This is a genomic window from Arcticibacterium sp. GJ41-1 (assembly GCF_055808875.1).
The window spans coordinates 1,663,011-1,687,198 of record NZ_CM147888.1; the positions used below are offsets into that span (position 1 = coordinate 1,663,011).

The window sequence follows — 24,188 nt, forward strand, 5'->3', positions numbered from 1 at the left end:
ACTCTTAATACCAAACATAGATACTATAGTCTTTTAATAGGGTTAGGGCATAAAATGCCTTATTCAAACTTAGTTTGAATAGTTTATTAAACCGTCCTTAACTGTTCTAGACTTATTCCGCTCTCTGGCTAGTTTTGTCTGCTGTAGGGAAGTCCGCTGGAATAGGAATAGTCACTTTCCCAGTAGCAGCCCATTCAGAACCTCTTAGTAAGCTTGTGATAAAGCCCACGCAAGAAACTGAATAATCTACATGGCCCATAGGAGTATGGAAAATACGCCCTTTGCCGTAATCAATAGTCATTAGCATAGGCTCGTGTCTATCTGTTCCACTAAAATCTTTGCTGGAGTATGCGGTGGCCAGTACGTTCATGTTTTTTGCTGGCCCTCTTAATTTATCGTAAAGTTCGTCTTTAGTATGAAGCCATTTTAGGGGCATTCCTTTGGTAATAGGATGCTCGGTGTCTCTAATTTGAATTTGATATTCATGCTGTGCACCATGATGGCCGGCTTTTCCAGGAGTCATGTCCTTTTGCAGTTTGCCGTCATTATCATAGTAAACATAAGGCCCGTCTTTTTCGGTACGGTCACCCCAGCCACCTATCGCTATCATTTCATTATAGGCGGTCCATTCAGGAAAAGAATTGTCGGCAGCATGAATGACTACTAAGCCACCACCAGATTTGATGTATTTCTCAAATGCCTTTTGTGTAGCATCTGGCCATGGAGCGGCATTCCATCCGAAATTACATATCACGAGGTCGTATGCTTTGAAGTTAGGTTTGAAGTTTGGGTCTGTTTTAGATTTTGGCAAAGCTTCGGTGTTTTCTGTTCCAGGAATAGGAAAGGCTTTTATGAATTCTTCGCCTTGCCAAGTGAAAGCACTTCTTTTTACATCTACCTTGAATTTGCCGGTTTCTTCCAGGTAATTTTTCATCATGTGCGTGATTTTAGGCCACTGTTCATGATTATTTTGACCATCTACAATCAGCGTTTTTATTTGAGCTTGTGAAGTAATGCCTATTAAAAGTAATGCTAGGCTAAGTATGGCTTGCTTAAATTTCATATTAAGAGGGTATTATATGATTGGTTGAATATCTTAATCAAAAATAATGTTCTTTCCTGAGATATGCTCTTAATTTTGGCATTTCAAAATTACAACCCAAAGGTTTCAGAGATGCGAAATAGTAGAATGGCAGTGTCTGCCTTCTTTTTTGTCAATGGCTTTTTATATGCCAATTTGATGGCTCGGCTCCCTGAGTTACAGTCCTTTTTCAATATTAGTAATAGCGTTTTAGGAACACTACTTTTTTTGGTAGCTGCAGGTGCCATGACCGCTATGCCTTTTACGGGGTGGCTAACTACAAAATATGGTTCTGATGGTATTACGAGGGTTTCAGGTATACTTTTCTGTGTTTTTACGCCTTTTATAGTTCTATATCCCAATGTAGCTTTTGCTGGTGTTTTTCTATTCCTTTTGGGCACCGCCACGGGCTCTATGGACGTATGTGCTAATGGGCAGGCAGTTTATGTAGAGCGATTATGGGGCAAACCTATTATTTCTTCTTTTCATGCCGTTTTTAGTATTGGAATGGCTTTAGGAGCTGGTAGCGGTGGTATATTTTCACACTTTGGTATTAGTCTTTTAACACATTTAACTGTTTTATGTGTTGCTTGTTTTTTCATTGTATTGCTAGCCTCTTTTTATTTGATAAGTGATAAAGAAGCTACAGACGAATCAGAAGAGTCCAGTGGTTTTAGGTGGCCGTCAAAAGCCATTATTCCTTTAGGGATTATTGCTCTATGCTCCATGATAGGGGAGGGTTCTATGACCGATTGGTCTGCTATTTACATGAATACAGTAGTGGGGCAAGAGCCTACTTTTAGTGCGATAGCGTTTGGGGTTTATGCTGGCGGAATGACGCTTGGTAGGTTATTTGGTGACAAATTAACCACACACTACGGCAGGAAAAAATTATTGAAATATGATGCCATTTGTGCAATCATCGGTCTAGGGATTGCTTTGGCTCACGTTTCAGTCTTTACCGCATTTTTAGGCTTCTTTTTGGTAGGTTTAGGCGTTGCTACAGCTGTTCCTATTATCTTTTCTTTAGCAGGAAACACCAAAGGCGTAAAACCCGCGGTAGGCATAGCCATGGCTACCAGCATAGGTTATACAGGTTTTTTTGTAGGCCCTCCAAGCATCGGCTTTCTATCAGATGTTTTTGGTTTACGCTTAGCCCTATCTGCAGTGTTGTTACTTTTCGGCCTAATGCTATATTTGGTTTGGAAATTCATTGATGAAAAAGCATAGTCTAAGGCTTGACCGTCATTTATTCTGAGGTAGTTTTTTTGCTAATTCTTAGAATAATGAAACCAACTATACCTGAGATTACAGAACCTGCTATAATTCCCACTTTTGCAGAGTCCATGTAGGTTGGGCTACCTGAAAAGGCCAGGTTTGCTATGAATATTGACATAGTGAAACCCACACCTGCTAAAATAGAAATCCCTATTATTTGGAAGTAATTAACATCTTCTGGCAGCTCTGCTAGTTTCAGCTTAATACTGATGTAAGATAATAAAGAGACACCAACGAACTTACCAACGAAGAGTGCTAGAGCAAGATTTACAATTAGAGGTACATCTAAAACCATGTTGGACCCGAAGATTACTCCAGCATTGGCCAAAGCAAAAACAGGCATAATAAAATAGGCTACCCATCCATGCAATTGATGTTCGAGCTTTTGAAGTGGAGAGTTAAATTTATTTGCTACCTCTTGTAGCTCTTCTATCTGTACTATTTGCTCTTTTGACAGCACTGGCACATCTGGGTCTTCAGATTTGCTGATACGTTTCACAATCTGAAGCAACCTATGCTTAAAAGAAGCGATGTTGATTTTTTGACTTATAGGCACCGTGAAAGCTAGAAGCACACCTGCGATAGTAGGGTGAATACCTGACTTTAAGAATAAATACCAAACGATGATACCCAAGATTAAAGTTATCATACCAGAATAGTAGCCTTTAAAAGACAGGTATGATAAAAGTAAAAATGGAATTAGGGTATAAAGTATCAAATACCAGTCAATTCCTGTACTATAGAAAATGGCAATTACCAAGACCGCACCTAAATCATCAATTATAGCAAAGGCGGTCAGAAATATCTTTAAACTAAGTGGTACTCTTTCTCCTAATAATTTAATAATGGCTAAAGAAAAAGCAATGTCGGTGGCCATAGGAATACCCCAACCGTTGGCAGTTTCTGGAGAATCATTTAAAAAGTAAAATAAGGCAAATGGCGTGACCATACCACCAATGGCTGCAAAGAGCGGAAAGGTGGCTTTGCGAATAGAATTTAGCTCACCTACCAGAAGCTCTCTTTTTATTTCAAGGCCTATTACAAAAAAGAAGATGGCCATGAGACCGTCGTTTATCCAGAGTATAAGCGGCTTTTTAAGTTCAAAGTCTTCTGAACTAATTCCGACTTTATATTCCCACAGAGATTGATAGGTTTCACTAAATGCGGAGTTTGCCCAAATCATGGCAATAGCGGTGGCGGTGAATAGTAAAATACCACTGGCACTCTGGATTTTTGCAAATTTCTGAAAGGGTGTGAGAAATATCTCTTTTATCATGTTTTGTTGTCGTGTTTATCAATGAATCTCTTTATCCCTAATTTCGGGTAAAACGTTGATATTTACACGGGAATCGGCATGATTTTGAGCCAAGAAAAGACCAAAAAGGGTTATCTGGAGTTTATCATTTTTTGAGCAAAAAAGAAGAGCCTAAAACATTGAAAACTTGATTAGGAGCAAGTTTTGTGTATGGAGGAATTATAGCAAATAATGACCTAATCTTTAATATAAGTTAAAGTCAATTCATCATCTGCAATTTGTGGATTGTCGTCTCTGGTAAGTATAAGTTTGCCATCTTTTATCTCATAAAAATAGCCACCAACAGTTTCGATGGTAATTAGGTTGCCATCTATGCTATAATTGTATTCATCGGATTTAGAGACGAAAAAAGTATTTTCTGGATTAGTGATGGTGAGTTTTTGTGAACTGTTATTAAAACTTACAGTGTGCTCACTAAAGTCTAAATCATCTTCAAAGTAGCAAAAGCAAACTGCTGATTCTAAAGACCATTTACCTTCCAAATCTGTACTGGTTTTAGATGAAATGGTTTCTTCCGAACAGGATTCTATAAAACCTAAACTGAGAATTAAGATGATAATAGTTTTCATAAGCTGACTCTTTATACTATAACGTCTTAATTCTCAGAATGGTTGTATCTTACTCCACTACCTTAATAATTACTCGCTGATATCTAGTTAGGGCAGGAGTACCATTATCGGTTACTTCTAAGATAACGTGAAGGTCACCTAATCTTTGAGCTTTAGGAGGAATGACTATCGCAGCGTTTTCTTGGTTATGGTTTTCAATTTTAATTGGGTTGCCTGTTCGGGCAGTTGAAATATTGAATTCTCCCGGCTCTTGATAGTAAAACCAATTATAAGAAAGTAGGTCACCATCTGGGTCTGTAGAGCCAGTGGCACTTAGTATTACCTTGTCGCCTTTTTTTGCAGTGACTCTGGCAGGTGAGTTAAGCTTAGCCACTGGTGGGTGATTGGTGTCTTTATAATCTTTAATAGTCCAGTCCATTCTGGCCACAAAATCGTTTTGATAAGCCGTTCTCCATCGCCAAATAGTTGCTTTATTGTTAGTATGCCAGCTTCCGTCATTACCAAATACTTCATCTTGAGCATTGTTCCATAGCGGACGTGTTTCAGGCTGCATAAACCATCTTTCTGTACGTGGTTGGTAAAACTCGTATCTACCACCCCAGCTGCCCCAGTTTGGGTGTTCTAAGCTACCCAATCCATTGTTTATTAAGTACATAAAGCTTGGAGAGTCTCCTTCCATTAGGTAATCCATGTGAGGATATTGGGCACCTAGAGGGCCTTTAGTTCTAATATGTGTGTCGAGCCAAGGGTTGTCCACAATCTCAAAATCAGCCCCGGCAAATCGACCATGGAATTTATCTCCACTTATACCTGTCCAGGTGGCGTTATGGTAACCTCCAAATGAGTGAAAGCCAGGGCTGGCTATGTAAAAGAGCTCTTTGAAGTTTTCTCTAATCCACGGGCCGCTGTTGTCTTGGTCTGATATGGTGTATACTCTGATTTTTGAAACGAATTTGGCTAATTCTTTGGAGCTACGCGTTTCACGCACTTTCCATAAGGCTTGTGCCAAACAGTTTGGTCCGCCCCATACAGTTACCCAAAGCGGTCTGTCGTCGGCTTTGTCAACAGCTTTTATAATTAATTCAGAACCTGGAGAGTCCATTCCTTTTCCTACGGCATCCATGCCATAGGCTTTTTTACCTTCCGTAATGAGCGTGTTTAAAAAAGCTTCGGTAGGGTAGCCCTTTTCATGTTTTTCAAGATTATCTCTTACTTCACCATAGGCTTTCACTATCTCTTTTATTCGCCAAGTAGCTATTTCTGTTTTTTGATGAATAGAAGTGGTGGCCACCAAACCTTCAATGTCAAACTGATTAGCATAAGTAAGGAACCTTACCAAAGACATGGCATCATCTGGTTCATTTTCAATGTCTGTAAGAACCAATATCCTGGGTTTTTCCTGAGCAAAAGAACTCAGTGTTATTTGGCATAAGGAAAAGACCAGCAAGAAGATAGCCTTGCTTTTAAGTTTAGAATCTAGCATTTCAATAGTTTTAAAAGGTTTGAATAAATTTTCTGGTTAAAGATAATATTTGAACACGAAATGAAGTGTTTTTATGACATTTATTATGTGCTACCTTTGAGCTCTATATCATTTAATTAAGCATATGAATTCCAAACTAATCATGACTTCTTCGGCAATGTTTTTAGGTTTGGCTGCTATAGTCTTTACTTTTCTTCCTGGTGAAATAGTTGGTTTCTTGGGCTTAGAAATGGGAAACACTATCATTCTTCAAATTTTAGGAGCTCTTTACTTTGGTTTTGCCATGGTAAACTGGATGGGTAAATCAAGTCTTATTGGCGGGATTTATGGCAGGCCTGTGGCTTTGGGGAACTTCTCACACTTTGCTATTGCAGGGATTGCTTTGCTTAAGTTAGTTGTGAAATCGCAGGAATTTGGAGGCTTGGCAATTCTTACAATTATCTATGTAATTTTTGCCATACTTTTTAGCTTGGTACTTTTTGGGAAATTGCTCAAGTAATCTATATACTTTTATAGCTTCAAACATTTATAAATGGCATTCAATATAGTTTTGATAGAACCTGAAATTCCGAATAACACAGGAAACATAGGGCGACTATGTTTAGGAACGGGTTCCACATTGCACCTAGTAAAACCTTTTGGTTTTGAAATTTCTGATAAGCGATTGAAAAGAGCTGGTTTAGATTATTGGGAGCATTTGGAGGTGATTTACTATGAAAATGTGGCAGAATTTTTCAAAGTGAACGCAGATAAAAAAATGGCTCTCTTCTCGTCACATGGAGAAAAAAGCCATTGGGATTTGCCTTATGAAAATGATACTTTTCTCGTCTTCGGGAAAGAGTCGGTAGGCTTAGCGAAAGAGATTACAGACGCTCACGCTGAGCAACTTTACAAAATACCTTTATACAGCGAGCATATTAGAAGTTTAAACCTGGCCAATGCCGTGGCAGTGGCTGTTTTTGAAGGTTTAAGGCAAGTTAATAGCTAAAACTATCTTGGTGGAGGTGGCATTCCTTCCATCGGTGGTCTTCCGCCTGGAGGTGGCCCTTGCGGTCTGTCTCCATTTAAAGCAGGAGGATTTTGCGGTCTATTGCCATTTAAGATTTCTTTTAAAAAATTGTCAAAAGCAATTCGCTGTTCCTCATTACATATTTTTCTGATTTCTTGGAAATGCTGACGTGTCAATAAATCAATTTCTCCGGTTAATTTGCCTATTCTTTGAGCTATGGCAGCGGTATCATCTTCTTCATTACTATTCTCAATTTTACTAAAAAGCCTCCCTTTCAAAGTCTTAATTTGCTCATTTTTGTTACTTACCTTTTCATGATGAACCATCCTTAGCTCTTCAAATTGTTCCGTTTGTGAAGTATCAAAGTTTAGGATTTGTTCTAAAAGCGGATGATTTTCTCTTAAAGGCGGTTTACTATTACCTAGCAAAAGGTAAATAAGTAGAGCTAGATTTAGGACCAATAAAGAGCCTAAAAGCCAGAGCCATTTTACATCTATTCTTTTCATTTTTCTAAATTTCTTTTTTTTACAAACCAAGCTCCCCATGAAGCTTAAGGTTAGCCTAGTATATTTCTAATCCGTAATCGGAGTTAAGGTTATATTCCGACTGGAAAGACTCTACAGAAGACTGTGTATCAGTGTTTTTTTGAAGCAACTGCCCCACAGTGAATACATTAATCATTAAGACCACAGCTATAAGAGGAATACTAAAAGAGGGTTTCAAAATCCAGTTGAATTTTGGATTAGCCACCAAGTCGTTTTCCATTCTAGCCTTTAATCGAGTATAGAAAAAGGCAGGCATTTCGGCCCCTTGCATGTGGTCTGTCACTGCTAGTATTTTTTCTATTTCTTCGTTCTTGTTAGTTTCCATATTCTTCTTCGTAAAATTTCTCCAATAATTTCTTTAAGTTTTGTTTAGCTCTAAAGAGTAATGATTCTACAGACGATTTTGAAAGCTCCATAGTGTCGCAAATGTCCTGATAGCTAAGCCCTTCTATATTATGAAGGGTATACGCTACACGTTGGTTGTCTGGCAGTTTGCCAATAGCTTCAAACAATTTACTAGCTCTTTCTTTGTCTTCTAACTGCACTCCTGGGTGCTGAAAGTCAACAGATTGATGCTGCACTTGGTTATCTATTCCAAATATACTTTTGACAAAGGCGAAGCGTTTCTGTGTCTTATTTTTTCGCAAAAACTCTAAAGATTTATTTGATGCTATCCTATAAATCCATGTGCTAAGTTTGGCATCGCCCCTAAACTTTGCCACCGACTGATACACTTCTATAAAAACCTCTTGACATATATCTTCAGCCTCGGCAGTATTATGGGTGATGGAGACCACGGTATTATATACACGGTCTTGGTACAATTCCACAACATGTCGAAAAGCAGCTTCTTGCCCATTTTGGAGCTGAAGTATAATGTCTTTTTCGTTCAAAAAAGTCTCGTTTTTTAGATAGTTAATGTGTTTGTCTGATGTAGGATGCTCGATGTTTTATTCTCCACGAACAAAATTAAGTATCACCTATCATCGTGTATCAGACATCAAACTCACATACTAAATATCCTTTGTTTAATACTTAGATGAAAGTTACTCAAAAAACTTGCGGTGTTCTTTGATATATTTTAAAAGACTTGTTTTTGGCTATGAGCGAAGGTCTAATTCTAAATCAATATAAAAGGGAACGGCGTATGCCATTCCCTTTATAATTTTTCCAATGATATGAATAAGCCACTTAGATTTTTACACTAATCCCACCTTTCAAAGCATCTGTAGCAGAAGAGTTACCAATAGAAATTTCAAAGTCACCAGGTACATTGACAAGATTAAAGTCTGCGTCAAAAGTTTGAAAAGCCTCTTTTCTGATTATTAAATTGACAATTTTACTCTCACCCACTTTTAAATGAACGCGTTTAAAGGCTGCCAAATTCTTAATAGGAGCATCTGCTGGCCTGTTTTTATTGGCCACATAAAGTTGCACCACTTCGTCCCCGCCCACTTTACCTGCGTTGGTCAAAGTAACTTTAATTTCAACCTCTTCACCAGGTTTACTTGTCACAGGAATGGTCAAATCTGAGAAGTCAAAAGTGGTATAACTTAGCCCATGCCCGAATGGGTAAAGAGCTTCACCTTTGAAAAAACGGTAAGTTTGGGTGGTCATTTGATAATCTGCAAAAGCAGGCAAATCATTTACCGAATTATAGAAAGTTACAGGCAATTTCCCAGAAGGATTATAATCGCCAAAAATAACATCGGCTATGGCAGTACCACCTGCTTGACCAGGATACCATGCTTCTAAAATAGCAGGCACATGCTCATTTTCCCATGGAATAGACAGAGCAGAGCCATTTAGTAGGACTAAAACCACTGGCTTTCCAAGAGCCTGAATTTTCTTTATCAAATTTAACTGAGCTGCTGGCAAACCTAATTTGGTACGGTCGCCACCGTTAAAACCATCTACCTTAATGTCCATTTCTTCACCTTCCATTCTAGGCGTAAGTCCCATGCACATAATAACGGCATCTGCATTGCTGGCTGCTGCTATGGCATCTTTCATTAAGTTTGGTTTTGGCTCGGCCCAAACTAACTGCACCATGGCGTCAGCATAGTTTTCTCCTGCATCTACTTTAAAGGAATACGTCTGACCTGCTTTTAAATAAATAGGCTCTGACTTTCTTAAACGTGGGTCGCCATATTCGTCACCGAAATGATACACCGTTCTTGCCTCTTCTTTTCCTTCAAAATAGAGTTGCGTATTGCAAGTAGTAATCACACCTAACTGATGGTAACCAGTTTTTTGAGCGGTGATTTTTCCTTCCCATCGCACACCAAAATTGTCATCATCTAAATCTTCACGAGGAGCTTTGTCGTTCCAGTTTACATCTAAGTGTTTTATGTTTTCTTCATAAATAACCTCGCCTTCTAGTTTACTATTATTGAAATAAGAGGCTTTTATGTCTCCGTTTATAGCTTCTTCAGGTACCGTATAAAACATTGGTAGACCCTCTGCATATTCAGAACCTTGGGCAAAAGCCACTTCAGTGTTAGCACCCAGTTTGTTTTTGATACCTTCTAGTGGTGTTACTGCTTTTGACGGCACACCGTTATAATTTCCAAGTAGCATGAGCCATTGGTCAGAATTTGGACCTATCACCGCTATTTTCTTTAAATCCTTTTTTAGTGGAAGCGTATTGTTCTCGTTTTTCAAAAGCACCATTGTTTCTTGAGCTGTTTTAAGAGCCAATTCTTGGTGTTCTTTTTGGTCAACTATGTCATAAGGGATTTGGGCATAAGCCACTCTATCTATCGGGTCAAACATGCCGAGTTTGAAACGAGCTTTGAAAAGTCGTTTGACAGATATGTCAATTTCTTCTTCGGTGATGTAGCCTTTTTGCACCGCATCTACTAGGGAAAGATACTCTTCTCCACAGCTTAAATCAGTTCCAGCTTTAACGGCTAACGCAGCCGCTTCGGCTTCAGATGCTACCACTTTATGATACTTCCAGATGTCTGTTATTGCCCAGCAATCAGAAACTATAAAACCATCAAAACCTAGTTCACCTTTTAGTGTTCCTGTCAAAAGGCTTTTGCTACCGCAGCATGGCTCGCCGTTTAATCTGTTATAAGCACACATGGCAGAGTAGGCTCCGCCTTCTAGCACGCCCATTCTAAATTGTGGTAAATAAGTTTCTCTAAAGTCTTTCAAACTTACTTTAGCGTCAAAGAGATGTCTGTCTGGTTCTGGACCATTGTGTACCGCAAAGTGCTTTATGGTAGCCACGGTTCTTAAATAATCAGGATTGTCGCCTTGTAAACCTTTGATAAAAGGTACTGCTAATGAACCTGTCAAAAATGGGTCTTCGCCATAGGTCTCTTGTCCTCGTCCCCAGCGTGGGTCTCTGAAAATATTGATATTGGGCGACCAAAGGGTCAAACCTTGGTAAAGAAAGCGTTTTCCTTTTCTAGCAAAATCGTGGTGTTTGGCTCTTGTTTCATTTGAAATAACCGTAGCTACGTCAAATATCAAATCTTCATTCCAAGTAGCCGCCATGCCAATAGCTTGAGGGAAAACGGTAGCCTTTCCAGCACGTGCCATTCCATGTAAACCTTCAGACCACCAGTTATAAGCTGGAATTCCTAAGGAGTCAATCGCCACGGAGGCGTTGGTCATTTGGGAGACTTTTTGTTCCAAAGTCATTCGGCTCACCAAATCATCAACACGCTGGTCAATGGGTAAATCGGGGTCTTGAAATTGGAATTGATAATTTGTTTTTTCTTGGCAAGCTAAAAGTCCAAGAAAGAGCAAGAATAGGCCTTGCAATCGGTTGAATGATTTCATATTAGGTATAAGGTTGAAAAGTAAAAGTACAAAAATGTTTGTATTTTTTTTATCGTCAATAATGCAACTCGTATTCCAGACCAGTCTACTAAAGAAAAGTAGTATGAATATAGTGAATGGCTCTTATTTAAAATTTGGGTTAAATGCTTGCTGGATTTTTATAGGTAGTCTGGCACCAGAATAGTATTGTTTTTCCAATTAGGATAGAATCAAGTGCATAAAAAACTATTTTTACGTTTATGCAAATTGGTTTAAATGAATTTTAATGTAACAGTTGGTGCTTTAACGCTCTTTACCGTAGCGATATCTTTATTACTTGCGATATTTCTATTAACTCTGAAAACAGAGAAAAGGCTTAGTAATTCACTTTTTGCAACTTTTCTTGTCCTTACAGCGATAGATGTATCAGGAGTAATAGGATTACCTGACACCAACTTTTTTAGGAATGTAAGCATGTTTAGAGTTATGCTAATCTATTTGCAACTTCCTGTTTTTTATTTTTATATTCTCTCCGTTTGTCAGTCAGACTTTAGGCTAAAAACAAAAGACCTTTTCCATTTTTTGCCTTTCTTATGTATAATTATGATTCTCTTTCCCAGCTATTTTATATTAAGTACTGAAGAAAAGGCAATGGCTTTAAATGCTAGCCAAGGAATAAATATTTTTCAAGTATTTCCTGTTCTCCTTCATGTTCAGATTGCAGCTTATCTTTTTGCTTGTTTCAGAATTCTTTTGAAAACACGACGCTTGTATGTAGAAAATTATGCTGGTGAGCAGTTGCAAGCATATTCTTGGTTGTTTCAATTAACCTTCTCTTTAAGCTTATTTTTTAGCGTAGCTTTAATTAAGAACATTTTTAAGTTCTCCTCAAGTCCTGAAGTAAGTGAAATGTTGAGGGTGGTTCTATTAGTATTTGAATTAGTGGTTATTTGTTGGTATTTGTTTAAAGCTCTCAAGTATCCATCTCTGTTTAGGGGTATAGATTCGAGTTTGGAGATCTTAAATACTAATCAAGATTGTAATATACCTATAGAGAATTTGGATAGACTAGAGAGGTATATGAAGAATAAAAAGCCTTTTTTAGATTCCAACATTACGATTAAGAATGTTTCTGAGGCTGTAGGTATTCCAAGACGTGAGCTGTCTTTGCTTTTAAATCAAAGCTTAAAAAAACATTTCTTTGATTATATTAATGAGTTCAGAATAGACGAGGCAAAAAAAATACTTCAAAATCCTTCTCAAAAGGAACTGACCGTGCTTGAAATACTATACGAAGTTGGATTTAATTCTAAATCTTCCTTTAATACAGCATTTAAAAAACACACAGGTACTACGCCTACTTTGTATCGTAAGTTGCATATATAGAGTGATTTGTAAGTAGTCGTACGCGTGGTGAATTAATCGAACTTTAAGAAATGCGTTCGACTTTTATCATTCGGTCGTGAGCTTTGTTTTGATTTCGCACATTTGTTTCATCAAACGGAAACGTATTCCGTTTTCAATTTAACAACAAGCAAATGTCACGTTCAATTAAGGTTATCATCGCTCTTTTATTTGTATCATTCTCTATTTGTGCTCAAAGTACAAAAGCTCAGTTTGAAGATTTAATCTCTACTATTCATCAGGATAATCCTGAGGTTTCTATAAGTGTGGGTCTCGTTCAAAAGGGGAATACAGAATATTTTAACTTTGGCGGAATCGCTCGAGAAGCAAAGTCTCCAAAGGTTACGGAGGAGTCTATATGGGAAATAGCTTCCATCACTAAAGCAATTACGGGCCAGCTTCTGGCTCAAGCTGTCATGGAAGATAAAATAAAATTAGATGACTATATAGAAACATATTTACCGAAGGCTTATAAGCTTCCAAATGCTATTCTTAATACCATTAGAGTGTCTGATTTAGCTTCTCACCAGTCCGGCTTGGTAGATATCAATTTTCCAGCCCTTATCAGTGAAAATGCTCAACAACCTACTGCTCAGGTTACACCGGAACTCTTAGCAGAGATAGTGAATAGTAGCGATTCGCTTATTGATTATGGAAATTATAGGTATTCAACCATTGGTTTTGTTTTAATTGGTCAAATGCTTGAGGAGGTTTATGGGGTTTCTTACGAGTCTTTGTTCCGCCAAAAGATTATTGACAAGATTAACTTACAGGATACAAGATTAAGTGACTTTGACCCAAAAGAAATTGTTCAAGGCTATAACCCAGATGGTGGGGAGCAAGAGCCATTTGTATGGAATTGCGTTGCCTCAGCGGGATTGGTAAAGTCAACTACTAAGGATATGATAACTTATATTTTAGCTATTTTAAGTAGCGAGACATCAATAAGTGAAGCAGCTAAATTACAAGAAAAGGTATTTTATGAAGATGAGAATAGGTCAATCGGTTTGGGAATTAATATTATAGGAAGCGAAGAAAGCAAGCTTTTTGCTAAAACTGGGGATACGATGGGGCAGTCATCTGTATTTGCCTATGACCGTGAAAAGGACTTAGGTATTATCATTTTTGTAAATGAACGAAATAGTAAACTAAGAAACAGAATATTTAATGAGATGTATTCTGTTTTATATGAATAAAAATTTTGGAAATTTTAAGTGGGAGTTTAAGTGCACCGTTTGAGAATATCAAATAGTGCACTTTTTCTTTTAGGACTTTGGAATTGATTGTTTCCTATGGAATCTATTTACGTATCATAACATGACTAAGTCAGTTAGATTGTTCCAATTAAGTTAGCTCGTTCATCCTCTCCATTATGGGTATTTTGAGAGATAGAGTTTTTGAAGCTAATGTCTAATTTATCATCCTCAAAATGACAGATTAGTGTATCGCCATGTACCGCTTCTACAAATTTCCGGGTGATTTGAAGCGTATTGTCATCTAGCCAAGTGGCTGTGGCAGCTATAAGTGATGGCATATGAATTCTGTTAGCAACGGGGAAATTATTGACCGTGTAAACATCATTGGTTATCCATTTTTCTATACCAAAATGCATGGTGTTTTTACCATCTATGGTGTCAAAATTGAGGGTACCTTGGTCGTCAGCTACATCAAATTGAATACTTTTTATGCCATAATTATTCTCTGTAGCTTTAAAAACTTGTTTGTTTATCTCGCTAACATTATCAGAACTAGCATTAACGGAAGGCGTAGTAATACTTAGGTTTTCGCATAAAGACCTAAGTTCTCGCAAAGCAGTTTTGTTTTCTCTTAAGGGCTCACCTTCCACCGCAGGCAAGATGGTATCCCAAATCACCTGCATAGATTTTCCCATGTCAAAAGACTCCGATGTAACCGCTATGGTCATGTCATACTGAGGAATTATGATGCAATATTGACCGAAGGCTCCGTCACCTCTATAAAATCCTGGCTCTGGTTTGCATCGCCAAAACTGGTAGCCATAGCCCTGCGACCAGTCTCCGTCACCTTCTTGAGATTCTGTATGTTTTTTGCTGGCTTCAGCCACCCATTCAGCAGAGAGTATTTCTTCCCCGTTCCATGTTCCGTTTTGAAGATAAAACTGGCCAAGCTTGGCTATGTCTTCTGTTTTTAGTCTAAGTCCGTAACCGGCAGTATTTAATCCTTCTGGTGAAATTTCCCAATCGTACCCTACTATTTCCAGTTTGTCAAAGAATCTTGGTTTAAGGTATTCTTCTAAATTTTGACCCGTTTTTGCATGAATAATAGCTCCTAGCATATAGGTAGCTCCCGTATTATAGAAGAAATGAGTTCCTGGTTCATGAACAGGGGTTTGTTCCAAAAATGACTTAACCCAAGTTTGTTCTCCAGATTTGGTTCTCATGTTATCCATAGTGCCATTGGTATGACCAGAATTCATAGTGAGCAGATGCTTGACTTTCATGTTTTGAAGTTTAGCATCAATAATATCTGGCAGTTCTTCAGGGAAGAATGAAATAACAGAATCTTCCACGGTAATAAGTCCTTCTTTAACAGCCAAACCGATGGCCGTACTGGTAAAAGCTTTACTTAAGGAATACAAGGTGTGCTTGTATTCCTCTTTAAATGGTGCCCAGTGCCCTTCTGCCAATACATTTCCACGACGAAGAATTTTAAAACTATGCCATTCCAAACCTGATTTCTGAGCAGCCGAAAGAAAGTTTATAATAGCCTCGGATTCTATCCCTTCAGACTCTGGGCTAACTCTAGGAAAACTGAAAGCATCTGTTAAGTCATTGCTATCCGAAGATTGGCACTGACTTAATAGAGCTGGCATAGCACTTAGTCCTAAAAGGCTTAAAGAGCCTTTAGTAAGAAATTCTCTTCTTGTAGTCATTATATAGGGTTGGTTTTGAAAGGGGAGCTAAAGCCTATTTTACGTGATAAGCCATTACTTTGTTACCAAAGAATGTAGGTACTACCATAAGTTTTTTGTCAGCAATATAGTCAAGGTCAGCTGCACCAATTCCTTCGGCTGATGTATCTTTTAGTAAAGTCTTATTCATGTTTTTATCCAAATAATAGATATGTCCACTCCAACAAGAAATGAAATAACCATCACCTATGGCTTCAATACCATCTGCTTTTGGCATTCCGTCTGCAAGTACACTTAGTTCTGAACCGTTTTGAGCGTAGATTTTTCCAGAGTTAAAACCTGCTAATAAATTTCTGTTGCTCTCATGGAATACGCCGTTAAGACGACCTAGTGTAGTGTCGGCAATGATTACTTTAGTTACACCATCAGATATTTGAAACACCATGTTTAAATCAGAATCTGTCAAAAGGATATCGCCATCTGGAGTAGAGGCAGCATCATTCAAATATTGAGCACCCTCTACTATTTCTATGGTGGTTTCGCCAGTGTTAACATCTACTGATACCAGCTTATTAAGGTCTGTAGCGTAAAGTGTAGAACCTACTAAGGCTAAACCTTTTGGGTCGTCTAGGTTTTTAACCCAATGATTGTCAATAATTTCTCCATTTGGGCCAATTTTAGCAATATAGCCGTCTCCGTCAAAGTCGGCCGCACGACCTACACCAATACAGGTTACATAGTAAACATCATTTGCAGCGTCATAAATAACAGATTCTGGCGTAATTAACGTGGTATCGGTTTCCCAAGCTAAGCTTAAGGTAGGAGCAGAGCTAACTGCAGTTTCTGCTTGCTCTTCTGTTTGTTCGGGTTGGCTAGAGCAGCTAAAAAATAATGCACAAGGAAGTAGAGCTAGTAAAAGGGTTGATTTCATTTTGGGTTGGTTTTAATGATTATTAAAATTAGAAAAATATTGCGTTTTATGAGTAATGATTATTTCAAAATGTTGATTTGGAGTCATGTAGCTTGACTTTAGTTGAAAGAATCCTAGTTGAAAAGTCTAGAGTCAAATTCAAAGGGTTGCATTTCAATAACTTTTACTTTGTCAAAGTCAGGGTGAAAAGGATTAATAAGATAATTAAAATCACCTGCTACACACGCCGATGGTGTTTTCATAAGGAGATAATTACCTTTTTTTAAAAAGCTATCGCCAAGTTTTTGAGTGAAATCTCCATGCGGAAGTACATCCCACTTGTCAGGAAGAACTTCGTTTGGTATCTGGTAAATGGCTAAGTCGTCTGGTATATAAACTTTGATTAAGAAATAATCCAATGGTAAACTATGGAGCGGAGTTCTAACCGCAATTTCTACCGTGCAAAGTGCAATGGAAGAGGAGGTGTAAAGCACTTGCATGCCTTTGCTGTTCCATCTTCCACCAAATAGTCTAGCCCCTGTACCAGAAATGTCATCTTTATAGGGCCCAGAAGCTAAACGATAGACTATCATGCGAGCACACCATGAGCTATACGGCCTATTTCATCTTTGACCATACTAATTCCGAACGAGGTAACTAAAAGCTCTTTGGGAGTGCGGCCACCGAGAGCGAGGTTTTTATTAATGAGCCACTGGTTAAAGGTATTTTCATTACCAAAAATGCTTAAACCAAAATCATAAAGATGCTCTAAGAGTATTATTCTGTCAGTTTGAAGCGGGTCAAATTTCTTGTTTTGCTCCCGGTATCTTATGATGGTACGCTCTGAAATATGAAGGAAGTTTGACCAGTCTTTTTGAGTGAAACTCTGGCTTACTGGCAAATTAGCTACATATGCATAACCGTAACCTGCCAAAGCTTCTTCAGCAATGTTTAGGCTATTGTTATCATCGGGAACCTTATATTTTTTATCTTCTACCATTCTATTCTCCTTTATTCAAATGTCGTATTTTTTTTGACAATTGTCAAGTTTTTTAACAAAAAAAAGAGGAAACACGCCGTGCTCCCTCTTTAGAATCAATGAAATTATGCTTAAATAGCTTCCAAAATACGCTCTATAGCTACTTCTTTGCCTATTCTTTCTTTTAATTCTGAAATCGGCACACGCTCTTGTCCCATAGAATCTCTATGTCTTATCGTAACGCAGTTATCATCTTTTGTTTCATAATCTACTGCGATACAAAACGGAGTTCCTATCAAATCTTGACGTGTGTATCTTTTTCCTATGGCTCCACCATCATCATAGATAGTTCTGAAAGAAGACTTCAATGAGTCTGCTATTTCTTTTCCTATTTCTGCAAGTCCGTCTTTCTTCACTAAAGGAAGTACAGCTGCTTTTACAGGAGCAAGAGCCGGATGAAGCTTCATGTAGGTTCTTTCTTTTTGCTTGTCGCCTTCACCTACCATCTCTTTGGTAAATGCATTACAGAAAGTAGCTAAGAAAAGTCTATCTGCACCTACAGAGGTTTCCACCACGTAAGGAATATAGTTTCCGTAAGGCTTATTAGTTTCTGGGTCAATACTTGGGTCAAAGTACTGCTGCTTTTTCTTAGAAAGTGCCTGATGGTTACTCAAATCAAAGTCAGTTCTTGAGTGAATACCTTCAATCTCTCTAAAACCAAATGGGAATTTGTATTCTATATCTACAGCGGCATTAGCATAGTGAGCCAGTTTGTCGTGGTCGTGATATTTCAAACTTTCTGCTGGCAGACCAATAGCTTTATGGAAGCTCAAACGAGTTTCTTTCCATTTGTTATACCACTCCATTTCTGTGCCAGGGCGAACAAAGAATTGCATCTCCATTTGTTCAAACTCACGCATTCTGAAAATGAATTGACGAGCGACAATCTCATTTCTAAAAGCTTTACCAATTTGAGAAATACCAAATGGTACTTTCATACGGCCGCTTTTTTGAACATTCAAAAAATTGACAAAAATACCTTGAGCCGTTTCTGGGCGAAGATAAATGGTACTAGAGTCATCAGCTACAGAACCTATTTTTGTAGAAAACATCAAGTTGAACTGACGAACTTCCGTCCAATTTAAAGTTCCTGAAACAGGACAAACAATGTTCTCAGAAATAATCAATTCTCTTACAGCCTCTAAATCTTCATCGCCTAAAAGCTTACCCATTTTAGCCAAAAGAGCATTTGCTTCGTCTTCTTTACCGGCATTTGCAAGCAGTTCCGCTTTGCCTTCTAAAAGTTGGTCGGCACGGTATCTTTTCTTGCTGTCTTTATTATCAATCATAGGGTCGTTAAAACCATCTATGTGACCAGAAGCTTTCCACGTTAATGGATGCATGAAAATAGCCGCATCAACCCCGACAATATTGTCGTGAAGCTGCGTCATGGCTTTCCACCATACATTCTTTAAATTATTTTTTAATTCTACACCGTTTTGTCCATAATCATAAACAGCCTGAAGGCCATCATAAATTTCTGAAGATGGAAATACAAAACCGTATTCTTTTGCGTGAGCAATGATATCCTGAAGAGTTGTGGCTGGTGCCGACATGATTGTATCCTTTTTTGTTCTAAGAAAATCTGAATATAGGGCTATTTAATAGGAAGATTGAAACTGAATTTTCTTCGTAAAGCATTAAATCCCTTAAATGCATCGCAAAACTAAGGAAATGCTCTTAAATTTCGATTAATTGATGGTGACTAATAACAAACTCTAACATGCAAAAGCAAAATATTCCTTTAGTAAGTGTAAAATGGCTAGCAACTCAGCAGGATGATTCTAAAGTTATAATAGTAGAAGCTAAAATGAAACCTGTAAAAGCGGCTGAAGATTGGGAGTCAGGTTTTAAGATTCCTGGAGCGGTAATGATGGATATAAATGCGGATTTTAGCATCTTAGATACCGACTTACCACACATGATGCCTACGGAAGAATATTTTACAGCTGCCGCTCAAAATATTGGTATCAATAAAGACTCTATTATTGTGGTTTACGACCAAGTGGGTACTTATGGAAGTGCAAGGACATGGTGGATGTTTAGAGCCATGGGGCACGAGCATGTTTACGTCTTAAGTGGAGGGTATCCAGCTTGGAAAGAAGCAGGTTTTGAAACGGTGAAAGCCGAATGGCCAAAAGTGGAGAAGGGCGACTTTGAAGCTAAAACCAATAAAAGCCTGTTTTATAAAGCAGAAGATGTCTTGACAATTATTGATAATAAGACATTCCAAATAATGGATGCAAGGTCACAAGGACGATTTGATGGAACAGCCCCTGAACCAAGAGCTGGTTTAAGAGGAGGTCATATACCTAATTCCGTTTGTTTGCCTTTCCCTTCGGTTCAAAATGGCATTTACATGAAATCTGAAGAGGAGTTGAAAGCAATCTTTGATAACTTTCAATTAGAAAATAAAAGTCTAGTAATGACCTGCGGCTCTGGCGTAACAGCCTCGGTTATTGCTCTAGCAGCCGAAATAGCAGGCTATAAAAACGCCGCAGTTTATGACGGAAGCTGGGCAGAGTGGGGGATACCTGGGGAATTACCGGTTCATATTTCTTAAAATCACCGCTTAACAAATTTCAAAGACTCGCTCTTAAGTCCTTCGTGATATTTGAGTATATAAGTTCCAGAAGGTAATGGGCTAATGTCAATTAATTGCTCCTGCTTCGCACTCTTCCAATTGACCAGTAGTTGACCTTGGGAGTTTATAATGGCGTAATCATGCGGTTGAATAACTCCTTTATTTTTAATCTTTAAAAGATTATTTGATGGGTTTGGATATACCGAAATTACCATATTTATACTTTCATTAGAAAGTACTTTTTCTTTTAAAAGAAGGTTTAAAGTAACTATCGAGTCGCAGCCCATTGCATTGATTAGTGTATGCGTTACTGAGTTTGTGGTTTCAAAATAAGTATTTCCATCTATCCAACTTACCGGAGCATCTGAAATGATTAAATCTGACGAATATGTAGTATAGCACTCATTGTCTTTGTTTTCGCTATAATAGATTTTAGTTACGGCCTTATCCGACTCAAGAATACCAGTAATAATCACATCGGGTGCAGTGTCTCCATCTAAATCTGCCACTTTTATGTCTGAATAGCGTACACCGACCATGGCACTATTTGGGTTTCTAGAGAAATTTAGGCTCCCGTTATTTCTATAAATGGAGGTAAATAGATTTCCTGAATTATCTTCTTCATTAACAATAAAATCAAAATCTCCATCTCTATCTAGGTCTGCGAAGTCCATAGCCCAGAAAAAATATTCATCGTCTAAGCTGTCTATTTGTGTGAATTCGCCATTACCGTTATTCTGGTAGATTCTAGTAAAACTGATATTCGAGCCACTATCCCATCCGGAAATTACAAGATCCAAGTCAAAGTCTCCATCGAGGTCTTGAAAGCCCCAGTTTGGTCTTATAATAATTGGGATTTTAGAGTCAAATAAATCAAAAGAGCCCAGTCCATCATTTTTATAAACTTTGAAGAAGGATTCTCTAGTGTTTTCTCCCACAATAATTATATCGAGATCTATGTCACCATCAATATCCACTAGTTTGACATCGCCAACAAATGGATCAATTATAGCTTGATTAGTGGTGCTATATAACCCATTACCATTATTTATGAAAATATTTGAATAATACCTTTGAAAAGCACTATCATAGCCACTTAAGACATAATCTGGAAAACCGTCTTGATTAAGATCTCCGAACTCAATAGCGGCTGAGGATAAACTAGGTGCAATTGATTGATTTGTGTTTTTGAAAAACCCTGAACCCGTATTTATGTAAATTGTAATCAGGTCATTAAGGATAATTAAATCCTTGTCTTTGTCTCCATCAATATCTATGAACTCAATTTGACTATTGTAACCATCTGGGAAGCCTCTTTGAGAATGGTTGATAAATTTTCTGTCGCCTTGATTTATGTAAATGTTTGATCCTAAATTATTCGCTATACCAGAGATGGCTAAATCTATTTTGTTATTGCCATCAATATCTCCTAATGCTATAGAAGCGTACTTCGCGGCTTCAAAGACTTTTGGTGTAACTTCTATAAATCCACCCTCCCTAGGAGTGTTTCGGATTTCTAGGTTGAGGGCAATAATTGAGTCGCAATTATATTGGTTTTTAAAAATGACTCTGGAATAGTCATTTGATTCATCATAAGTTTTACCATCAATCCATGTATAAGGATAGTATGAAACTATGCTATCTACCACATAATTAGGGGTACAGCCATCATTAAAGTAAATTTTATCATAAGAAACAATGTCCAAATAACCATCTTCATCTAAATCTATTAAGTCAGGGTTATATCCCATGTGTTCTAAAAATGGGCTGTCAATAGCTTTTGTGAAGTTTCCTGTTCCATCATTAGTATATACAAAAGGCCATGGATAATTACTGGCGATTAGATCTAGATCTCCATCATTATCAAAGTCTCCATATTTGCTTATTTGTGACTGAATGAATGGAGAGGAGGAATCATAAGGTTTTCTTACGAGTGAATTGTCACTTGAACCTGAGAAGATGGTGGTGGAATAAACAGAGTCTACAATAGTTCTTCCATGAATAATTATATCGTCAAAGCCATCATTATCAATATCCTCTAGGTTTCCAGACCCGATATAATAGTAATCGGACACAAAACTTCTTTCTTCTTCAAATTGGCTGGAACCGTTATTTATAAAAAGAGTTTCTGTTCTGTCGGAAAAAGTTTCGCCGAAACCTCTAAGAAGAATATCTAAATCATCATCACCGTCAACATCTCCAAAAGAAGTTTGGGCGTATTGTAAATCTGGTAAATTGCTATCAACAATTTCTAGCTTTCCGAAGCCCATGTTTTTTATTAAAACAGTTTTTGCGATATATGTTATAAAAGAATCTTGCCTTACTAGGATTTTTCCAAAACCCAAAAAGTCGATTAATTCGTCGGAGTTATAGTCAAATGGGATAATCATACGAAACTCAGGGAAATCTCCCTCTAGTTCGGTTTGGCGAATAAAGCCTTGCTCTTTATCATTGAGATATAATCTAAACTCCGAAGTAAAACTCTTTGGATTATAGCCATAAACTAAAAAATCATCTAAGCCATCATTATTAATATCCTCAAAGACAAGTAGGTTCGTCCGAATATCCAAAAATGATAAGAATGAATTATCTAACTCGTAAATTCCTTTAGATTTATTTAAATAAACTCTTAAATCTGAAGAAAGGGAACCCGTAATGTATGTTATAATGTCTAAATCTCCGTCATTATCTATATCGGCGAAACACTTTTCTCTGTTTTTTGAAATAAATGAAAACACGGTGTCTCGTGTAAATCCACCGCCAGAGATTTCACGAATTATTTCAACGTCAATATTTGCTATCGAATCACAGCCGTTGGTATTTATAAGCGTGTCACTTATCCCATATGAGCTCTCAATATAATTGTGTTCATTTAAATAAAGGGGTTTTCTGCTAGTGAAAGTGTTATTTGAGAATGCAGTATGGCCTAGGTTTAATCTTAAATTTATTATAGAATCGCAGCCAAATTCACTCCTAAGTCTAAGCTGTGCTGTAGCGTTGCTTTCATAATAAGTAATACCGTCAATCCATTTTAAAGAATCACAGGCATTTATAAAATCATATTCATTATAAACTATACACCCTTTTCCTTCTGAAATATAAAACCTCCCTTTCCCTGTCGAGTCTACCGGACCCGTTATGAAAATATCTAGGTCATCGTCATTGTCTGCATCGAAACTGATAATGGAGGTTGGGCTTATATCAGTAGTCGAAGGTTTAATTTCGCTGGCAAAAACAAAAGTTCCATTTTTATTATTTCTATAATAGTAGGCTGTTGATATTCCAATTGATTGACTAAACCCGTTCATCAAAATATCCTGAAAACCATCGGAGTTCATGTCAGCAAAGCTTATGGAAGATAATACGAAATCTTGAAAGGTTGACATTGTGTCTTCTAGGAAGTTACCTAATCCGTCATTGGTATAAAGTTTGGAAATGGGTTTATTCGCCTCGGTACTAAAGCCTGTAATAAGAAGGTCGTCGTCTCCGTCATTTTCAATATCTCCAAATGCGATAGACGATGCATAAACATTATCGAAAGGGATATTTAAATCTTCTGAAAAGTTACCACTTCCATCATTTTTATAGAGTTTAGTACTTCCTCCGCTTCCGTTATGACCCGTTATGATGAGGTCATAATCTGAATCAAGATCGATATCATTAAAGGCAATAGAAGATTGGTGAACGCCTTCAAATAAGTTTTGGGAAGACTCTTCGAAAAAACCGGAGCCATCATTTATAAAAAGTTTGGCAATACTATTATCTTGACCTTTACTGCCTGTTATAAACAAGTCGGGGTCATTGTCAGCATCTACATCAGCAAAAGCCACAGAAGAGAAATACACTCCCGGTAAGTTGTTTGTTTCAGTTAAAGTGAAGTTTCCAAGGCCGTCGTTTATATATATTAGAGCTATTGGAATATCGTCACTATTCATTCCGGTGATGAGTAAGTCTTCATCATTATCCATGTCGATATCTGCAAACGATACTGAAGAACGATAGACCCCTTCAAACGGGCTGTCAGCCTGTTCAGTAAAGTTTCCTCCAGACTTATTTAAATATAATTTTGAAACGTTTATTCCTCCAGGAGCTACACCAGAAATTAAGACATCTTCTCTACCATCATTATTGACATCTGAAACATCTATCGATGACCACGTAGTAGCAGTAAAAGGGGAAGGGGCTAACTCTGTGAAAGTTTGTGCTTGGCTAGTAGTTGCAAATAATAGGAGAAGTAAAAGAGTTTTTTGCCAAAGATTCATGGATTCGGGTTTATTTGAATCCAATATAATCCCTTCTAATTAAAT

20 protein-coding genes are annotated in these 24,188 nt (G+C 37.6%); 6 read left to right on the top strand and 14 right to left on the bottom strand.

Translation table 11 applies throughout. From position 1 onward, the window contains the following. Positions 1-112: 112 nt before the first annotated feature. Positions 113-1,063: a ThuA domain-containing protein gene (locus AC0L6O_RS06655; protein ID WP_473307257.1), complete on the bottom strand. Its 951-nt coding sequence runs from the start codon at positions 1,061-1,063 to the stop codon at positions 113-115. 111 nt (positions 1,064-1,174) lie between these two features. Between AC0L6O_RS06655 and AC0L6O_RS06660 the strand changes: the two genes are divergently transcribed. Continuing rightward, positions 1,175-2,311: an MFS transporter gene (locus AC0L6O_RS06660; protein ID WP_473307258.1), complete on the top strand. Its 1,137-nt coding sequence runs from the start codon at positions 1,175-1,177 to the stop codon at positions 2,309-2,311. Positions 2,312-2,330: 19 nt separating this feature from the next. Here the strand turns inward: AC0L6O_RS06660 and nhaA are convergent, their stop codons facing one another. The 3 genes from nhaA to AC0L6O_RS06675 all read right to left on the bottom strand — a co-directional run bounded on the left by nhaA (position 2,331) and on the right by AC0L6O_RS06675 (position 5,726). Beyond that, positions 2,331-3,635: a Na+/H+ antiporter NhaA gene (gene nhaA / locus AC0L6O_RS06665; protein WP_473307259.1), complete on the bottom strand. Its 1,305-nt coding sequence runs from the start codon at positions 3,633-3,635 to the stop codon at positions 2,331-2,333. A 215-nt stretch (positions 3,636-3,850) separates the two neighbouring features. Continuing rightward, on the bottom strand, positions 3,851-4,243 hold the full coding sequence (locus AC0L6O_RS06670) for a hypothetical protein (protein ID WP_473307261.1): 393 nt from the start codon (positions 4,241-4,243) through the stop codon (positions 3,851-3,853). Positions 4,244-4,292: 49 nt separating this feature from the next. Beyond that, positions 4,293-5,726 (bottom strand): nucleoside hydrolase-like domain-containing protein, encoded by a 1,434-nt coding sequence (locus AC0L6O_RS06675; protein ID WP_473307262.1) that lies wholly within the window; start codon positions 5,724-5,726, stop codon positions 4,293-4,295. 124 nt (positions 5,727-5,850) lie between these two features. Here AC0L6O_RS06675 and AC0L6O_RS06680 point away from each other — a divergent pair, with 124 nt between their 5' ends. Beyond that, on the top strand, positions 5,851-6,225 hold the full coding sequence (locus AC0L6O_RS06680; protein ID WP_473307263.1) for a hypothetical protein: 375 nt from the start codon (positions 5,851-5,853) through the stop codon (positions 6,223-6,225). 33 nt (positions 6,226-6,258) lie between these two features. Continuing rightward, positions 6,259-6,714, top strand: a complete 456-nt coding sequence (locus tag AC0L6O_RS06685; RefSeq protein WP_473307265.1) for a tRNA (cytidine(34)-2'-O)-methyltransferase — start codon at positions 6,259-6,261, stop codon at positions 6,712-6,714. A gap of 2 nt (positions 6,715-6,716) precedes the next feature. On the opposite strand, the gene AC0L6O_RS06690 is transcribed toward AC0L6O_RS06685, so the two are convergent. The 4 genes from AC0L6O_RS06690 to AC0L6O_RS06705 all read right to left on the bottom strand — a co-directional run bounded on the left by AC0L6O_RS06690 (position 6,717) and on the right by AC0L6O_RS06705 (position 11,075). Further along, complete coding sequence (locus AC0L6O_RS06690; RefSeq protein ID WP_473307266.1) at positions 6,717-7,241, bottom strand: hypothetical protein; 525 nt, start codon at positions 7,239-7,241, stop codon at positions 6,717-6,719. A 55-nt stretch (positions 7,242-7,296) separates the two neighbouring features. Further along, positions 7,297-7,605, bottom strand: a complete 309-nt coding sequence (locus tag AC0L6O_RS06695; RefSeq protein ID WP_473307268.1) for a hypothetical protein — start codon at positions 7,603-7,605, stop codon at positions 7,297-7,299. Beyond that, complete coding sequence (locus tag AC0L6O_RS06700) at positions 7,595-8,173, bottom strand: RNA polymerase sigma factor (protein WP_473307269.1); 579 nt, start codon at positions 8,171-8,173, stop codon at positions 7,595-7,597. The genes AC0L6O_RS06695 and AC0L6O_RS06700 overlap by 11 nt, the downstream gene beginning before the upstream one ends. A 298-nt stretch (positions 8,174-8,471) precedes the next feature. Further along, entirely contained in the window at positions 8,472-11,075 is a 2,604-nt protein-coding gene (locus tag AC0L6O_RS06705) for a glycoside hydrolase family 3 C-terminal domain-containing protein (protein WP_473307271.1), read from the bottom strand. A 255-nt stretch (positions 11,076-11,330) separates the two neighbouring features. On the opposite strand from AC0L6O_RS06705, the gene AC0L6O_RS06710 reads away from it, so the two are divergent. Together AC0L6O_RS06710 and AC0L6O_RS06715 are read left to right on the top strand one after the other, a co-directional pair. After that, positions 11,331-12,440 carry a helix-turn-helix domain-containing protein gene (locus tag AC0L6O_RS06710; protein WP_473307273.1) on the top strand — a complete coding sequence of 370 codons (1,110 nt, stop codon included), beginning with the start codon at positions 11,331-11,333 and terminating at the stop codon, positions 12,438-12,440. A 152-nt stretch (positions 12,441-12,592) separates the two neighbouring features. Beyond that, positions 12,593-13,654: a serine hydrolase domain-containing protein gene (locus tag AC0L6O_RS06715; protein ID WP_473307274.1), complete on the top strand. Its 1,062-nt coding sequence runs from the start codon at positions 12,593-12,595 to the stop codon at positions 13,652-13,654. 134 nt (positions 13,655-13,788) lie between these two features. Here AC0L6O_RS06715 and AC0L6O_RS06720 read toward each other — a convergent pair whose 3' ends face one another. From AC0L6O_RS06720 to AC0L6O_RS06740, 5 genes are all read right to left on the bottom strand, one after another. After that, complete coding sequence (locus AC0L6O_RS06720; protein WP_473307276.1) at positions 13,789-15,369, bottom strand: serine hydrolase domain-containing protein; 1,581 nt, start codon at positions 15,367-15,369, stop codon at positions 13,789-13,791. 34 nt (positions 15,370-15,403) lie between these two features. Beyond that, a complete protein-coding gene (locus tag AC0L6O_RS06725; RefSeq protein ID WP_473307277.1) occupies positions 15,404-16,279 on the bottom strand; it encodes an SMP-30/gluconolactonase/LRE family protein in 876 nt (291 codons plus the stop codon). A gap of 113 nt (positions 16,280-16,392) precedes the next feature. Further along, entirely contained in the window at positions 16,393-16,851 is a 459-nt protein-coding gene (locus AC0L6O_RS06730; RefSeq protein ID WP_473307278.1) for an RES family NAD+ phosphorylase, read from the bottom strand. Further along, positions 16,848-17,258, bottom strand: a complete 411-nt coding sequence (gene parS / locus AC0L6O_RS06735; RefSeq protein WP_473307280.1) for a type II RES/Xre toxin-antitoxin system antitoxin — start codon at positions 17,256-17,258, stop codon at positions 16,848-16,850. Before parS ends, AC0L6O_RS06730 begins: the two co-directional genes overlap by 4 nt. Positions 17,259-17,368: 110 nt before the next feature. Further along, positions 17,369-18,853, bottom strand: a complete 1,485-nt coding sequence (locus AC0L6O_RS06740) for a glycine--tRNA ligase (protein WP_473307282.1) — start codon at positions 18,851-18,853, stop codon at positions 17,369-17,371. 167 nt (positions 18,854-19,020) lie between these two features. On the opposite strand from AC0L6O_RS06740, the gene AC0L6O_RS06745 reads away from it, so the two are divergent. Next, positions 19,021-19,860 (top strand): sulfurtransferase, encoded by an 840-nt coding sequence (locus AC0L6O_RS06745; RefSeq protein ID WP_473307284.1) that lies wholly within the window; start codon positions 19,021-19,023, stop codon positions 19,858-19,860. Between the two features lie 2 nt (positions 19,861-19,862). Here AC0L6O_RS06745 and AC0L6O_RS06750 read toward each other — a convergent pair whose 3' ends face one another. Beyond that, positions 19,863-24,143, bottom strand: a complete 4,281-nt coding sequence (locus AC0L6O_RS06750; protein WP_473307286.1) for a T9SS type A sorting domain-containing protein — start codon at positions 24,141-24,143, stop codon at positions 19,863-19,865. Positions 24,144-24,188: the final 45 nt, after the last annotated feature.